This window comes from Microbacterium oryzae, assembly GCF_030406385.1.
Taxonomy (GTDB): domain Bacteria; phylum Actinomycetota; class Actinomycetes; order Actinomycetales; family Microbacteriaceae; genus Microbacterium; species Microbacterium oryzae_A.
In genome coordinates, this window is sequence record NZ_JAUEPM010000001.1 from 307,918 (window position 1) to 321,830 (window position 13,913).

The 13,913-nt window shown below is 73.8% G+C and carries 13 protein-coding genes; 3 read left to right on the forward strand and 10 right to left on the reverse strand.

Features of this window, described 5'->3' with window-relative positions:
- The first annotated feature begins 52 nt into the window (after nt 1-52).
- Nucleotides 53-823 (forward strand): exonuclease domain-containing protein, encoded by a 771-nt coding sequence (locus tag QWJ90_RS01640; protein ID WP_290105849.1) that lies wholly within the window; start codon nt 53-55, stop codon nt 821-823.
- A 21-nt stretch (nt 824-844) separates the two neighbouring features.
- On the opposite strand, the gene QWJ90_RS01645 is transcribed toward QWJ90_RS01640, so the two are convergent.
- Nucleotides 845-2,074 carry a CDP-glycerol glycerophosphotransferase family protein gene (locus QWJ90_RS01645; protein ID WP_290105850.1) on the reverse strand — a complete coding sequence of 410 codons (1,230 nt, stop codon included), beginning with the start codon at nt 2,072-2,074 and terminating at the stop codon, nt 845-847.
- Nucleotides 2,075-2,127: 53 nt separating this feature from the next.
- Between QWJ90_RS01645 and QWJ90_RS01650 the strand changes: the two genes are divergently transcribed.
- A complete protein-coding gene (locus QWJ90_RS01650; RefSeq protein WP_436836671.1) occupies nt 2,128-3,237 on the forward strand; it encodes a glycosyltransferase family 2 protein in 1,110 nt (369 codons plus the stop codon).
- A 9-nt stretch (nt 3,238-3,246) separates the two neighbouring features.
- Here QWJ90_RS01650 and QWJ90_RS01655 read toward each other — a convergent pair whose 3' ends face one another.
- The 3 genes from QWJ90_RS01655 to QWJ90_RS01665 are packed head-to-tail and all read right to left on the reverse strand — an operon-like array spanning nt 3,247 to nt 7,376.
- Nucleotides 3,247-4,677, reverse strand: coding sequence for a CDP-glycerol glycerophosphotransferase family protein (locus tag QWJ90_RS01655; protein ID WP_290105851.1), 1,431 nt, complete (start codon nt 4,675-4,677; stop codon nt 3,247-3,249).
- Nucleotides 4,674-5,930, reverse strand: coding sequence for a CDP-glycerol glycerophosphotransferase family protein (locus QWJ90_RS01660; RefSeq protein WP_290105852.1), 1,257 nt, complete (start codon nt 5,928-5,930; stop codon nt 4,674-4,676). The genes QWJ90_RS01655 and QWJ90_RS01660 overlap by 4 nt, the downstream gene beginning before the upstream one ends.
- 57 nt (nt 5,931-5,987) lie before the next feature.
- Nucleotides 5,988-7,376, reverse strand: a complete 1,389-nt coding sequence (locus QWJ90_RS01665; RefSeq protein WP_290105853.1) for a trypsin-like peptidase domain-containing protein — start codon at nt 7,374-7,376, stop codon at nt 5,988-5,990.
- Nucleotides 7,377-7,483: 107 nt separating this feature from the next.
- On the opposite strand from QWJ90_RS01665, the gene QWJ90_RS01670 reads away from it, so the two are divergent.
- Nucleotides 7,484-8,686, forward strand: a complete 1,203-nt coding sequence (locus tag QWJ90_RS01670; RefSeq protein WP_290105854.1) for an aminotransferase class I/II-fold pyridoxal phosphate-dependent enzyme — start codon at nt 7,484-7,486, stop codon at nt 8,684-8,686.
- Nucleotides 8,687-8,704: 18 nt separating this feature from the next.
- Here the strand turns inward: QWJ90_RS01670 and QWJ90_RS01675 are convergent, their stop codons facing one another.
- From QWJ90_RS01675 to flgK, 6 genes are all read right to left on the reverse strand, one after another.
- Entirely contained in the window at nt 8,705-9,511 is an 807-nt protein-coding gene (locus QWJ90_RS01675; protein ID WP_290105855.1) for a carbon-nitrogen hydrolase family protein, read from the reverse strand.
- A gap of 10 nt (nt 9,512-9,521) precedes the next feature.
- Nucleotides 9,522-10,073, reverse strand: a complete 552-nt coding sequence (locus QWJ90_RS01680) for a DUF6328 family protein (RefSeq protein WP_290105856.1) — start codon at nt 10,071-10,073, stop codon at nt 9,522-9,524.
- Between the two features lie 205 nt (nt 10,074-10,278).
- Nucleotides 10,279-11,019, reverse strand: coding sequence for a sigma-70 family RNA polymerase sigma factor (locus tag QWJ90_RS01685; RefSeq protein WP_290105857.1), 741 nt, complete (start codon nt 11,017-11,019; stop codon nt 10,279-10,281).
- Nucleotides 11,020-11,201: 182 nt separating this feature from the next.
- Nucleotides 11,202-11,609: a flagellar assembly protein FliW gene (locus QWJ90_RS01690; protein WP_290105858.1), complete on the reverse strand. Its 408-nt coding sequence runs from the start codon at nt 11,607-11,609 to the stop codon at nt 11,202-11,204.
- Complete coding sequence (flgL, locus tag QWJ90_RS01695; protein ID WP_290105859.1) at nt 11,606-12,493, reverse strand: flagellar hook-associated protein FlgL; 888 nt, start codon at nt 12,491-12,493, stop codon at nt 11,606-11,608. Before flgL ends, QWJ90_RS01690 begins: the two co-directional genes overlap by 4 nt.
- A 13-nt stretch (nt 12,494-12,506) precedes the next feature.
- On the reverse strand, nt 12,507-13,913 hold the full coding sequence (gene flgK, locus QWJ90_RS01700) for a flagellar hook-associated protein FlgK (RefSeq protein ID WP_290105860.1): 1,407 nt from the start codon (nt 13,911-13,913) through the stop codon (nt 12,507-12,509).

Genomic DNA, 13,913 nt, shown 5'->3' on the forward strand with positions numbered 1-13,913 from the left:
TTCGCCGGGGTGGCTTCGCGGCGACGTCGGCGGTGCGGCCTAGATTCGAGCTATGGCGTCAGCATGGCCGGATCCGCCGCCCCTGTTCGAGATCGACGACGCGGGCGAGCGCCCCACGTGGTTCACCCCGCCGAGCGCGCGCCTGGAGCGCGTCGGCGTCTTCGACCTGGAGACGACCGGCGTCGACGTCGAGAACGACCGCATCGTCACGGCGTACGTGGGCGTGCTCGGTGCAGACGGGACGGTGCTGCAGGCGCAGCACTGGATGGCCGACCCCGGCATCGCGATCCCCGAGGGCGCGACCGCGGTGCACGGCATCACCACGGCCCGAGCGCGGGCGGAGGGCCGCCCCGCCCGCGAGGTCGTGGCCGAGGTGATCGCCGCGCTGCGCGACATCTTCGCGCAGGGGGCGCCGGTGGTCGCCTACAACGCCCCGTTCGACTTCTCGATGCTCAAGCACGAGGCGCTGCGCTGGGGCATGGAGCCGATCGCCGCTCCCACGCCCGTCCTCGACCCGCTCGTGGTCGACAAGGGGTGCGATCGCTATCGGCGCGGCAAGCGCACGCTGGCCGTGGTGGCTGCGCACTACGACGTCGTGCTCGAGGGCGCGCACGACGCGTCGGCCGACGCTGTGGCCGCTGGGCGCCTCGCGCTCGCGCTCGTGGAGCGCTACGCGGATCTGCTGCCCGTGGACCTCGACGAGCTGCACGCCCAGCAGATCGGCTGGGCACGGGAGCAGGCGGACAGCCTCACCGAGTACTTCATCCGCATCGGGCGCATCGAGCGGGACGGCGCCCTCGACGGGAGCTGGCCCATCCGCTGACCCCGTCCGTCGACGGGCGTCTCAGGCTGCGGAGCGCGCGCTCCACTCGTCCCAGGCGGCCATGAGCTGCTCGATGGCGGCGTGGAACTTGGCCGTCGCGGCCCCCGGCGAGGTGTCGCCGAAGTAGTGCTGCGCCCAGTGAGCGAGCCGCTGCGTGGCCTCGGGGTCCTTCCGCACCCGATCGATGTGCGCGACGATGTCCGGCGCCTGCGATGTCTCCAGCCACTCGCACGCGGAGAGATACCCGCCCTCGTCGACCGCGGCGGCCGGGTCGGCCGGACGGGTGATGAGCAGCGGCTTGCCGACGGCGAGACGGTCGTAGACCATCGCCGAGATGTCGAGCACCGCGACGTCGGCGGCGGCGAGCTGCCAGCCGAGGTCGGGGCCGTCGTCGTGCACGTGGTGCGCGGCGGGGTCCGCGCGGTTCGCCGCCTGGAGCGCCTGCACGATCCGCTGGTGGGCCTCGCCGAAGGCCGCGCTCACCACACCGCTGCGCGGGTGCGGCCGGTAAATGACGCGATGCCGGCCGGTGGCGAGCAGGGCCGCCACGAGCGCCTCCCCGTGCGTGGCCACGGAGCCGTAGTGCGCGGCCGGGCGGTCGCCCTCCCAGGTCGGGGCGTAGAGGACGACGGTGCGGTCGTCGGCGGGATACGGCACCTCGCCGCCGTAGTGGTCCGCCTGCGGCCGCCCGATCTCGATGGTGCGCGTGTCCACGTCGTAGTCCCACAGCACCCGCGAAAGCCGATCGCGCGCGGCCTGCCCGGCGACGAGGGCCCGGTCGTAGGCCTTGTACTGGTTCGACGTCATGTACATCTTGTCGGACTCGCCGTGGTTGATGAAGACGTGCCAGCGCTCCCCGTAGCGGAACATCTGGAAGTTGCGGGTGTTCTGGTTGACGTACAGCACGACGCGGATGTCCTGCTCGCGCAGGAAGCGCTCGATGCTCGTGACGCTGGGCGCGAAGACGACGGGGAGCGCCGCGTCGTCCAGCAGGGCCTGGGCGCCGAGGGCGTTCCGGGCGATGACGATGACCGGCCAGCGCTCGGAGAGCTCCTGCAGCGGGCGGTACCACTGCCGCATCTGGTACATGTTCACCGAGCTGTCGGCGAAGTACACCGCGATGCGGAACCCGCGAGCCGGCAGCGGCGGCCGCTCGGCGAGGGTCCGGCGCACGGTCCGATGCGCATTCCGCGTCGCCACCGCCTTCTTCAGGATCCGGATGGCCTTCTTCGCGTCTCGCGTCACATCCACTTGGTCAAGGCTACCGGGGGCGTTCGCAGAGGCCGCCGTGGGATGATCGTCGAATGCGTAACGATCCCCCGTCGGGCCCTGGCGCGCCCGGCAGGGACGCCCCGCCGGTCGCCGCCGACGCCGGGGTGTCGTTCGTGATGCCGGTGCTGAACGAGGCGGACTACCTCCGTCGGGCCGTGGCGTCCACCCTCGCTCAGGAGGTGCCGGGCCCCGTCGAGCTCGTCCTCGCGCTCGGCCCGTCCACCGACGGCACCACCGAACTCGCCCGCCGGCTCGCCGCCGAGGACGACCGCATCCTCCTCGTCGACAACCCCGCCGCCGACATCCCCGTGGGACTGAACGCGGCCATTCGCGCGAGCTCGCACCCCACGGTCATCCGCGTGGACGCGCACTCCGAGCTCTCCCCCGGGTACGCGGCGCGCGCGCTCGAGACGCTCGCGCGCACGCGGGCGGGCAACGTCGGCGGCGTGATGCGGGCGGATGGCCGCTCGCCGTTCCAGCGCGCGACCGCCTGGGCGTACAACTCCCCCGTCGGGCTCGGCGGCGGCGCCTATCACGGCGGCTCGCGCGAGGGCGAGGCGGAGTCGGCGTACCTCGGCGTGCTGCGGCGCACGGTGCTCGAGGAGGTCGGCCTGTTCGACGAGAGCGTGCGCCGCGGCGAGGACTGGGAGCTGAACCTCCGCATCCGCTCCGCCGGCTACCGCGTCTGGTTCGACCCCGCCCTGTCGGTCACGTACTGGCCGCGTGAGCGATGGACGCGGCTCGCCCAGCAGTTCTTCGCCACCGGCCGCTGGCGCGGCGAGCTGTTCCGCCGCTACGGCCGTCGCAACTCGCTGAAGTACTTCGCCCCGCCCGTGCTCGTGCTGCTCCTGGCCCTCGGCCTCGTCGTCGGCGCGCTGCAGGCTGTCGGCGCGGTCGCCGTGGCGAGCGCCGCCTCAGCGGTGTACGCGCCGCTGGCCGCCTATGTCGCGCTGGTGGCGCTCGTCGCGCTCGGAGCGCGCGGCGGCGAGCGCTTCGGATGGCGCGAGCGGGGATGGCTGCTGGCTGTCCTCCCGACGATGCACGTCTCCTGGGGGACCGGCTTCCTCACCGGCGCCGTGCGCGGCGCGCACGACACGGTGGACACCTCGCGGCTCTCCGGTCGCAACACCCCGCTTCCCTGAGCCGCCTGCTCAGACGACCGGGAGCATCCCCCGGTCGATGAGGCGCGCGACGACCCGCTCGGCGGCCCGGCCGTCCTCCCGCGCGTTGAAGGCGCGCTGCCACGCCGCGTACCGGTCGGCGTAGGCCGCGGGGTCGGCCGCGAGCGCCGCGAGCAGCGCATCCACGTCGGGCACGAGCGGTCCCGGCGCCCGCTCGGCGAGGTCGAAGTAGAACCCGCGCAACTCCCCCCGGTAGTGGGCGAGATCGGGCACGAGGAAGTACATCGGCTTGCCCGTGACGCTGAAGTCGAACATCACCGACGAGTAGTCGGTGATGAGGGCGTCGGCGGCCAGGAGCAGCTCGGACGTGTCGGGGTACGCGGTCACGTCGATCACGCGCGGTCCGGCGACATCCCGGCCCGGGATGAGCGTGCGGGAGTGGCCGCGCACGAGGACGACGGCGTCGGCCTCGGCCGCGAGGCGCGCGGGATCGACGAACTCCACGATCTCGTCGCGGTCGTCGCGCCAGGTGGGCGCGTAGAGCAGCACGCGCTCATCCGCGCCGATATCCAGGCGCTCGCGCACGGCGGCCGGGTCGCCCGTGACGAGGGAGTCGTTGCGCGGGTACCCCTCGATCCACACCGGTCTCCGCAGGAACGCGTACGCACGGCCGAGGATGCGGGCGGCGTAGGGGTTCTGCGCGAGCAGCACGTCCCAGCGCCGCGACTCCTTGACGACGGCGCCCCATCGGCGCGGGGCGAACCCCCGACGGTGCAGCGCGAGGCGCTTGAGGGGCGTGCCGTGCCAGGTCTGCAGCACGCGCTGGCCCGTCCGGCGCGCGAACGGGCGGCGGAGCCAGTCGTTCACGACGAGGAGACGCGACGAACCTCGCGCGCGCCACCACTCCGGGCTGCCGTCGACGACCGCCACGGCGCCGTCGGGCACCGCGACGGAGAGGTCGACGACGCTCCAGTAGCGGGTGACGCCGGGGGCGCGCCGGGCGATCTCACGGTCGATCGCGAGGGGGTTGCAGCTCGCCGCGCGCCCGTAGAAGCTCTCGAAGAACACGGCGTCCTCGAGCGGCGTCGTATGCGAGAGATACCGGCGCTCGAGTGACCCCTGCGCCTCCGCGGAGTCGTAGATCGGGTCGACGGGGGGTCCGACGAGCACGGTGTCTCCGTCGACCTGCGCGCGAAGGACGCCGAGCTGCGTGACGGGCACGGAGACGTCGATGTCGACGCCGTCCACCTCGACGCGATAGCGGCCGGTGGGCAGCGCCCGCTCGGGCCCGCGCCAGCGCGAGGCCAGGAGCGGAAGCCGTGCGGACCATCCGCCCTCGTGCTGCTCGACGCTTCCCGTGACGCGCACGCGCGAGCCGCTGAGGGACGCGGAGGCGGGCAGCGCTCCCGTGCCGTCGACGACGAGCGCCGGACCGTCCTGCTCGAACCGGGCGATCGTCATCGATGTCCTCTCGTTCGCGCTCGCCCGCTGCGAGCGAGGATCGCGTCGTACACACGGCGCGCGTTGCCGCCGTCACGGAAGGCGTGCACCCGCCGGCTCAGCGCCGCGGATCTCGCCGTGCGCGCGGCGCGCTCGCCGTCGTCGGCGGCGAGCGCGCGCAGCTGCGCCAGCAGCTCGGCCCACGTCGTCGCGAAGTCGGAGCCCGCGACCTCGGCGTACGTGCCGTAGAAGCCCCGCCGGTCGCGGTACTCCGCCAGGTCGGGCGCGAGGTACAGCACCGGCAGCGGCACGAGCCCCGCGTCGTAGGCCAGCGAGGAGTAGTCGGTCACCAGGGCGTCGAGGCCGGGCAGCGCCGCGGTGATGTCGCGCAGTCGGCCCGCGCCGAGGTCGCGCACGCGCTCTGTGGGGAACGGCGGCTTGTACGCGCCCGCGCCCAGCCGGTGCGAGCGCACGAGCAGCACGAGGTCGGCCGCCACGAGGGCGTCGACGATCTCGCGCCACTCCTCCGGCGTCGGCACCGCCGGGTCGGGGGCGCCGTCGCGCCAGGTCGGCGCGTAGAGCACGAGCCCCGCCGAGGCCGGCAGAGCGCCGAGGGCCGCGCTGAGCAGCGCCCTCGCCCGCTCGCGGCGCGCCTCGGCGGTGCCAGCGCTCAGCACGTCGACGCGCGGCTCCCCCGTGACGGCGATGCGGTCGTCGGGCAGCCCGAAGGCCGTCTCCAGGCGGCCGCGGACGAGATGGGAGGCGGCGGGCAGCAGGCGGATCCGCCGCTGCGTGCGGCGGTATGCCGCCGCCAGTGCCATGCGCACGGGACGGGTGTCGGGGAGCAGCGGGAAGCGCAGCGTCTCGGCGGAGTCCAGTCCGATGCGCTTCAGCGGGATGCCGTGCCACAGCTGCACGAGGAACCCGCCGGAGACCGCGTACGGGTTCACATCGCCGGTGCCGTAGGCCACGACGAGCACTCCGGCCCGCGCGGTGGCCCAGAAGCCGCGCCAGGAGAGCCGCGGGACCGTCGGGATGCCGAGCGCGGCGGCCTCGGTCGCCTCCGCTTCGGACGTCGACAGCCAGACGGCCCTCCGGCCATCCGCCGCCGCCACGCGCCACAGCGCGAGCGGACCGTCGCCGACGCCCGCGCCGCAGCCGAAGGCCCAGCGGTCGGTGCGCGGGATCACGAGGGTGGCGAGGCGCCCCAGGCCGTACAGCGGCAGTCTCGCGAGCTTGGCCGCGTTGCCCGCACCGAACGAGAAGGACGCCACCCCACGAGCGTACTGGTGGGGCGGCGTCCTTCCGGTCCGCGGGTGCGGGCGGCGCGCCTACTCGAGCGTGCCGAGCGTGACGGTCGCGGTCTGCTCCTCGCCGTCGCGCACGTAGACCACCTCCGCCTCGCTGCCCGCGGCGGCCGCGCGCACCTGCGCGGTGAGGTCGACGGCGTCGCTGATCTTGGCGCCGTTGAACTCGGTGACGATGTCGCCGACCTCGAGGCCCGCCTCCCCGGCGGCCCCGCCGTCGACGATCTCGGCGATGTACGCGCCGGTGATCGTCGCGCCCTGTACGCCGCTCGAGGGCTGGACGCTCGCGCCGAGGAGGCCGTGCGAGGCGGACCCGTTCTCGATGATCTCGTCGGCGACGCGCTTGGCGACGTTGGACGGGATGGCGAAGCCGACGCCGATGGAGCCGGACTCCGCGGAGCTCTGGTCGGCCGTCGCGATGGCGACGTTGATGCCGATGAGCTTGCCCTCGCTGTCGACGAGCGCGCCTCCGGAGTTGCCGGGGTTGATGGCGGCGTCGGTCTGGATGACCGAGATCGCGATCGACTCGGTCGCCTGGGACTGCTGGTCCTCCTGGCCGGGGATGTCGAAGTACCAGGGGCTCGAGTCCTCGCCCTCGCCCTCCGCGCTGTCGCCCTCGGGCGCGGCGGAGGAGGCGATCTCGATGCTGCGGTTGAGTGCGCTGACGATGCCGGTGGTCACCGTGTTCGCCAGGCCCAGGGGCGCCCCCACGGCGACGGTCGTGGCGCCGACGTTCAGCTTCGAGGAGTCGGCGACCTCCATCGGGGTGAGGCCGGAGGCGTCCTCGAGCTTGATGACGGCGAGGTCGTAGGTGGGGTCGGTGCCCACCACCGTGGCGTCGTACAGGCGGCCGTCGCTCGTGGTGACGCGGATGGCGGCGTCGCCCGCTGTGCCCCCCAGCGTCACGACGTGCGTGTTCGTCAGCACGTAGCCGTCCTCGCTGAGGATGACGCCCGAGCCGCTGCCGGAGGAGGAGCCGCCGGCCACCTCGATGGTGACCACGCTCGGCAGCACCTCGGTGGCCACGGCGGTGGCCTCGTTCACCGAGCCGGGGTTGTTGACGGTGATGTTCGAGGAGCCGCCGCTCGCGGCGGCCACCGTGTCGCCGTCGTCCGCGAGCGAGTTCCAGGCCCAGCCGCCGCCGAATCCGGCGCCGCCGCCGACAAGAGCCGCGATGAGGACCGCGGCCGCGACGCGCCCGCCGCTCTTCTGGCGGGGCTTCTCGGGGGCCGGCGCCCATGCCGCGTGCTGCTGCTCGTCGCGCGGCAGCGGCTGGGTGGGCGCGGTCGCTCCATAGGGCGCGCCGTGCGCAGCACCGGGGCCGGGGTAGCCGTGCGGTGCGCCGTAGCCGGTCGGCGGTGCCGGCCGCGGCGGGATGTTCAGGGGGGTGTCGTCGGAACGCTGCTCGTCCATGGGTGCTCCTTCTTCCACGTCCCCATCAGAGTGATCCTGCAGTCTGTGCGCTTCCTATGATGCGCGTATGCCGCGGACGTGACTTCCTCCGACGGTAGCCTGAGCCGATGCGACACGTCTCGGGTGCCTGGAAGCGGACCGCCGCCGGCGCAGGGCTGCTCGGCGCCGATGGATCTCCCGCGCCGACCGTCTTCGCGGAGATGTCGGCCCTCGCGGCCACGACGGGCGCGGTGAACCTCGGGCAGGGCTTCCCCGACGAGGATGGCCCCCCGGAGGTCCTCGAGGCTGCCCGCGCCGCGATCGCTGACGGCTGGAACCAGTACCCGCCCGGGCGCGGGGTCCCCGACCTCCTCGCCGCCATCGCCGAGCATCAGCGCCGCTTCTACGGGCTGGAGCTCGATCCCGACCGGGAGGTGCTGGTGACGGCGGGTGCGACGGAGGCGCTGGCGGCCACGCTGCTCGCCCTCGTCGACGGACCGGACGACGAGGTCGTCGTCTTCGAGCCGCACTACGACTCCTACGCGGCCTGCGTCGCCCTGTCCGGCGCAACGCTGCGCACCGTGCCGCTGCGATGGCCGGACTTCCAGCCCGACCTCGAGGAGCTCACGGCCGCCGTCACCGATCGCACCCGGATCATCCTCGTGAACGATCCGCACAACCCCACCGGCACGGTCTTCGCTCGGGAGACCCTCGCGGAGGTCGTCAGGCTCGCGCAGCGGCACGACGCGGTGATCGTCACCGACGAGGTGTACGAGCACCTCGTGCACGACGGGCCTCATACGCCGATCGCGGCGCTGCCCGGCGCCGCGGAGCGGACCCTCACGATCTCCTCGGCAGGCAAGACATTCCGCACGACGGGCTGGAAGATCGGCTGGGTCTCCGGCCCCGCCGACCTCGTCACCGCCGTCCTCACCGTCAAGCAGTACCTCACCTACGTCAACGGCGCGCCGTTCCAGCCCGCCATCGCGACCGCGCTGCGCCTGCCGGACGCGTTCTTCCACGGCATCGCCGACGACATGCGCCGCAAGAGCGAGCTGCTGGGGCAGGGGCTGCGCCAGGCCGGGTTCGCGGTGTCGACCCCGCAGGGCGGCTACTTCACCGTGGCCGACGCCGCGCCGCTGGGAGTGCGGGACGCCGCCGATTTCTGCCGGTCGCTCCCGGAGCGCGCGGGGGTGGCAGGCATCCCGCTCACGGCGTTCGCCACGGCGGAGCGCCGCGGCGAGTATGCGACGCTCGTGCGCTTCGCCGCCTGCAAGCGGCTGCCGGTGCTCGAGGAGGCCACGCGTCGCCTTGCCGCGCTCGGCGCGTGACGCGGCGCGCGACGCCGGTCAGCGCGGCGCCACCCGGTAGCGTCGCAGTGCGAGCGCGGGGTTGACGCGCCGCACGTTCTCCACGGCAGTGCGGTCGAGGAACGCGACGGCCACATCCGTGGTGGTCCCCACCGCGGCGATCGCGACGCCCTGCGGATCGACGACGAGGGAGTTCCCCACCCCGAGCGGCGGCGTGTGATCGGCGGCCGCGACGTACATGGTGTTCTCGATCGCGCGCGCGCCGACCAGCGTGCGCCAGTGGTGCTCCTTGAGGGGCCCGCGCACCCATTGCGACGGCACGAGCGCGACGTCGACGCCGGCGTCGGCCAGCACGCGCGCCGACTCCGGGAAGCGCAGGTCGTAGCAGGTCATCAGGCCGAAGACGAGGTCGCCCACGGCGAACGTCTGCGGCGGCGCGAGCTCGCCGGGCTCCACCCAGTCCGATTCGCGCTGGCCGAACGCGTCGTAGAGGTGCGCCTTCCGGTATGTCGCGCGCACTCCCCCCGCGTCGATGGCGACGACCGTGTTCCGCACACGCCTGGCGTCCTCCGCGCGCTCGAGAAGGCCGGCGACGATGGTCGCATCGTGCTCGGCCGCGAGCGCGACGAGATGAGCGACGAAGGGACCGTCCCGGGTCTCGGCGTTCTCGCGCACGGAGTCGTCGAACGGGTGGACAAAGCAGCTGGCGTACTCGGGGAAGACGATCACCTGCGCGCCGCGCGCTGCGGCGCGCCGCGTGAGCGCGGCGATCTCCTCCCGGTTCGCCCGCGGATCGGCGCCCGGCGAGAACTGCGCGACGGCGAGGCCCACGGCATGCTGCGACATGCTCGCCAGCCTAGGTCGCCGTGTTCGCGGGCGCACCTTCGCCATCCGCCCGCTCGCCATCTGGCCGCTCGCCGTCTGCTCGGGAGCGCCTGCGCATGAGCACGGGCAGCACGACCCACAGCACCAGCAGCACGGTGGCCAGCACAGCGCCGACGGTCCACGCCGCGCCGTCGCTGACGACGACGTCGAAGATGAAGCCGACCACGCCGACCAGGAGCGCCGAGATCACTGCCAGCGCCGAGACGAGGCAGACGTGTCCGAACCGCACGGTGAGGCCCTTCCTGCCCGCGCGGAACATCACGCGGTGGAGCGCGACAGGCGCGAGGGCCAGCACCGCGCTCACCGCGGCGATCACCACGAGCACCAGGTAGAAGATCCGCTGCCCAGGACCGAGGTCGGCGAACGCGGGCTGGAAGGCCAGCGCGAGGAGGAACCCGGTGATGATCTGGGAGCCGGTCTGCAGCACGCGCAGCTCCTGCAGCACCTCGTTCCAGTTGCGGTCGAAGCGCTCTGCGCGGCTCTCACCGGGGCGGAGTCCGGCCGCGGGGTCGTCGTCGCTCATGCCGCCGCGCTCACGCGAGGAGCTCCGTCAGGGGCGGTTCGACAGGGGCTGTCGCGCACGTCGCACCCTCCTTCCGCGCTCGACCGTGCCGAGCGCGCCCGATCGGGTCTCGAGCGCCGGCCGAGCTTCGAGAATGCCGAGCATAGCGCGCAGCTCGCGCGGACTCCGCTCAGCCTTCGGGATGCCTCCGGCGGCGGCGCAGCTCCTACGGCGCCGTCACCGGGCGGGACGACGGGAGGGCGGCTTCCCGAGGCGCGAGCGACGGCACCGGCTGCGCCTCGCGCGCGCCCCGGTCGCGGTGCGCGTCGCGCAGCAGCCGCAGCGCCTCGGCGCGCCAGCGGGAGATCTCCGACGGCGTGGCGCCGAGCTCCTCGACGAGCTCCGCGATCGGCCGATGCTCGAAGTACAGCGCCCGCACGACGCGGAGGAGGGTGGGCGGCAGCGCCGAGACCGCCTCCCTGGTCACCGCGATCCGCTCGGCTCCGCCCGCGTCGCCCTCCGGGACGGCCAGCGCGGACGAGGCGCAGCACGTCGCCGGGTCGTCGAGGTCGCCGATGGTGCGCAGCGGGCTGCCCAGCCCGGCGGCGACGGCGGCGGCCCCCACGCCCATCGTGGTGGCGATCTCCTCGACGGCCGGGGTGCGCCCGAGAGCGGCGGCGAGGGCATCGCGCACGCCCTCGGCCTCGCGCTGACGACCGGGCGTGCCGATCGCCCCCTGATCCGCGTCGCGCAGCTCGTCGGAGATGGCGGCGAGGATGAGGCGCCGGGCCTGCGGGAGGAAGGGGACGCCAGCGGACGTGTCGAAGGCGTCAGCCGCGTCGACCAGAGATCGCACCGCCGCGGAGGCGAGCCCTTCTCGCCGGGATGCGCCGATGCGGTGCTGTGCGACGAGGTAGCCGACCAGCGGAAGGTGATCCACGATCAGCCGATCGCGCACACAGGACATGTGAGGCCTTTCGCTCTTCTTCTGCCGGAAAGAAGGAGCCGTCGCCGATCGACCCCCGCGTCAACCCCCTTGACACGAGCGGCACTGCCCCCGTAGCTCACCGTAGCGTCATCGCGGCCCGGTTGTCACGGGCGCATCCTGCGGCGCGTCGCGCGACGCGTGCTGCGCCCGTCAGCTGCGGGCTACGAGCGGCCGGGCGCTCCCAGCAGCAGGCGGATGGGCTGCGCCGGGTCTTCGAGGATCGCCTGCAGTGCGCGACCGGTGCCGCGATGGATCACGATGGGCGCGCGCAGGTTGACGTAGACGCCCTCCTCGGCCGGGTTGGCGACGACCAGCAGCCGGACCTCGGAGAGGTCCTCCGCCTCGACCTCGGCCAGTGCGCCCGGCGGTGGCTGGACCTCGAACCCGTACGCGCCCCGGAGCGGCTCGAGGAGGAAGAGTCGGAGGTCGGCGCCGACGGCGCGCAGCGCGTAGAGGCCGTCGGCGCCGACGACGGGCTCGAGACGGAAGGCGGTGTGCGGCTGCAGCCCGGGCGGCGGCGACGTGAACGAGACATCGAGGGCGGATGCGCCGACGGCCGTCGTGGTCATCGCAGGAACTCCAGGAGGTTGGTCTGCAGGCTCTTCGCGGTGACCTGCAGGGCGGACTGGTAGACGAGCTCGGCCGACTGCAGCCTGACGAGCACCTCGAGGCTGTCGACGTCCTCGACATCCGACCGTCGCGCCTCGAGATCCGTGGCGACGGTCAGGTTCTGCGCGGCTGCGCGCTCGATCTGCGCCTGATTGCTTCCCACCGCGGCCTGCGCGGTGACCATGGCGTCCAGGCGTGCGTCGATGTCGTTCAGGCGCGCGCCGATGTCTGCGCCGCCGCGCAGGTCCGCTGCGATGTCCGCGAGGAGGGTGAAGACGCTGTCCGCGCCCTCTCCGAACACCTGCGCGCCGTCGGCGTCCACGCGCACGGTGACGCCGTCGCCGATGCGGCGGGTCACCCCGTCGGCGCCCGTTCCGGTGAACGCGTGCGTCTCCGGGTCGAAGGCGTGACCGGCGTCGCTCGTGCCCGCGAAGACGCTGCGTCCGAGAACGCGGGTGTTCGCCTGCCCGACGAGCTCCTCGCCGATGCTCTCCAGCTCGACGGCGATCGCGTCGCGCGCGGCGTCGCTCAGGGCACCCGAGTTCGCCCCCTGCACGGTGAGGTCGCGCGCGCGGTTGAGCAGGTCGATGCTCGCTGACAGTGCGGTGTCCGCGGTGGTGACCCACGCCATCCCGTCGCCGATGTTGCGCGCGTACTGCGCCACCCTCGCCTGCTCCCCGTGCACGCCGAGGGCGGCCGCGGCCGCGGCCGGATCCTCGCTGGGCGCGCGGAAGGCGCGCTGAGACGTGGCCTGGCTCTGCAGTCGATCCCGCTCGAGGAGATTCGCCTGCAGGTTGCGCAGCGTCTGCTGGCTGAGCGAGCTGCTGGTGATGCGTCCGATCATGATCGCCTCCGGGTCAGCGGCCCACGAGGCCGGTGCGGTTGATGAGGACGTCGAGGGCCTCGTCGACGGCCGTGAGCACGCGCGCGGCTGCCTGGTACGCCGTCTGGTAGGTGAGGAGGTTGATCGTCTCCTCGTCGGCGTCGACCGAGGCGTTCGCCTGTTGCGCCGAGACGGCGGCGACGGCGCCGATGTCCGCGACGTCGGCGCGCTGCACGTCTCCCGCCACGGCGACGCCGAACCCGGTGACGAAGGTCGCCCACGTGCTGCTCGGTCCGGACTCCGCCGCGCCGAGCGAGCCGATCCGGTCGGCGATCGTCGTGTCGAGCGCCCCCGCACCCGGCGCGGCCAGGGCCAGATCGTCGAGGCCGGTCGGCACGACGCGCAGAGCGAGAGCTGCGGGGCGACCGGGCTCGAGCGCGAAGAAGTCGCCGCCCGGCTCCCCCGCCGTGGTCTGACCCGACCGGTGCAGCTCGTTCACGGAGGAGGCCAGCGCCCGCGCGGTGTCGTCGTACGCGGCGGCCACGCGGGCGAGCGCTCCGCCGCTCTCGGCCGGCGCGAGCACGCTGAGGGCGCCGCCGATCTCTCCGCCCGTGAGGGCGACGACCACATCGGCGCGGTCGGCCCACGCCACGGTCACCGCTCCGCCTTCTGCGACGTCGCGGGGGCCGCTCGCGACGAGCTCGCGGCTGCGGTCGCCGGAGACCAGCGCATTGCCGTCGACGCGGACGGTGAGGGTCCCGTCGGCCGCGAGCGTCGCCGTGGCGCCCACGGCGGTCGACAGCTGCTGGGCGAGGAGGTCGCGCTGGTCGATGAGCTCGTTCGCCTCGCGACCCGACTGCAGCGCGGATCGGATCTGGCCGTTGAGGGCGGCGAGTCGGCTCGCCGTCGCGTTCACGTCCGCCACGTCGCCCTCCACCTGCGCACGCAGCTCCGACCACTGCCGCGCGACCGTCTCATATCCCGAGGAGATCTGGTCGACGAGGGTGCGCGCACCGGTGAGGACGACCTCCGCCGCAGCCCCGCCCGGGGTGTTGGCGAGGTCCGACCAGGCGGCCCAGAAGCGGTCGAGGCCCGCGGCGAGGCCGGTCTCCGTGGGCTCGCCCATCGCGGCCTCCGCTCGGCCGGCCGCCGCGGCCCTGGCGCCCCAGAAGCCGGAGGCCGAGAGGGCGTCCCGCACCCGCGCGTCGAGCAGGTCGTCGCCCAGGCGCGCGACGCCGGTGACCGTCGTCCCGCCCCCGACCGCGACGTCGGCGCCCCATCGTGCCGCCTGACCGGCGGCCGGAGTCGCGGCCTGCTCGAGGCGCTGGCGCGTGTAGCCGGGGGTGCGCTCGTTGGCGATGTTCTGACCGGTCACGGTCATGCCCGCACGCGCGGCGGCGAGGCCGCTGGCCGCGCGCTGGAGTCCTTCGAATGTCGACAT

Excerpts from the sequence above, each read along its gene's own strand:
- QWJ90_RS01690 (WP_290105858.1), bottom strand. The coding sequence starts at position 11,609 with ATGACCACGACGGCCGTCGGCGCATCCGCCCTCGATGTCTCGTTCACG.
- QWJ90_RS01640 (WP_290105849.1), top strand. The coding sequence starts at position 53 with ATGGCGTCAGCATGGCCGGATCCGCCGCCCCTGTTCGAGATCGACGAC.
- QWJ90_RS01680 (WP_290105856.1), bottom strand. The coding sequence starts at position 10,073 with ATGAGCGACGACGACCCCGCGGCCGGACTCCGCCCCGGTGAGAGCCGC.
- QWJ90_RS01685 (WP_290105857.1), bottom strand. The coding sequence starts at position 11,019 with ATGTCCTGTGTGCGCGATCGGCTGATCGTGGATCACCTTCCGCTGGTC.
- QWJ90_RS01665 (WP_290105853.1), bottom strand. The coding sequence starts at position 7,376 with ATGGACGAGCAGCGTTCCGACGACACCCCCCTGAACATCCCGCCGCGG.
- QWJ90_RS01655 (WP_290105851.1), bottom strand. The coding sequence starts at position 4,677 with ATGACGATCGCCCGGTTCGAGCAGGACGGTCCGGCGCTCGTCGTCGAC.
- QWJ90_RS01675 (WP_290105855.1), bottom strand. The coding sequence starts at position 9,511 with ATGTCGCAGCATGCCGTGGGCCTCGCCGTCGCGCAGTTCTCGCCGGGC.
- QWJ90_RS01650 (WP_436836671.1), top strand. The coding sequence starts at position 2,128 with ATGCGTAACGATCCCCCGTCGGGCCCTGGCGCGCCCGGCAGGGACGCC.
- flgK (WP_290105860.1), bottom strand. The coding sequence starts at position 13,913 with ATGTCGACATTCGAAGGACTCCAGCGCGCGGCCAGCGGCCTCGCCGCC.
- QWJ90_RS01670 (WP_290105854.1), top strand. The coding sequence starts at position 7,484 with ATGCGACACGTCTCGGGTGCCTGGAAGCGGACCGCCGCCGGCGCAGGG.
- flgL (WP_290105859.1), bottom strand. The coding sequence starts at position 12,493 with ATGATCGGACGCATCACCAGCAGCTCGCTCAGCCAGCAGACGCTGCGC.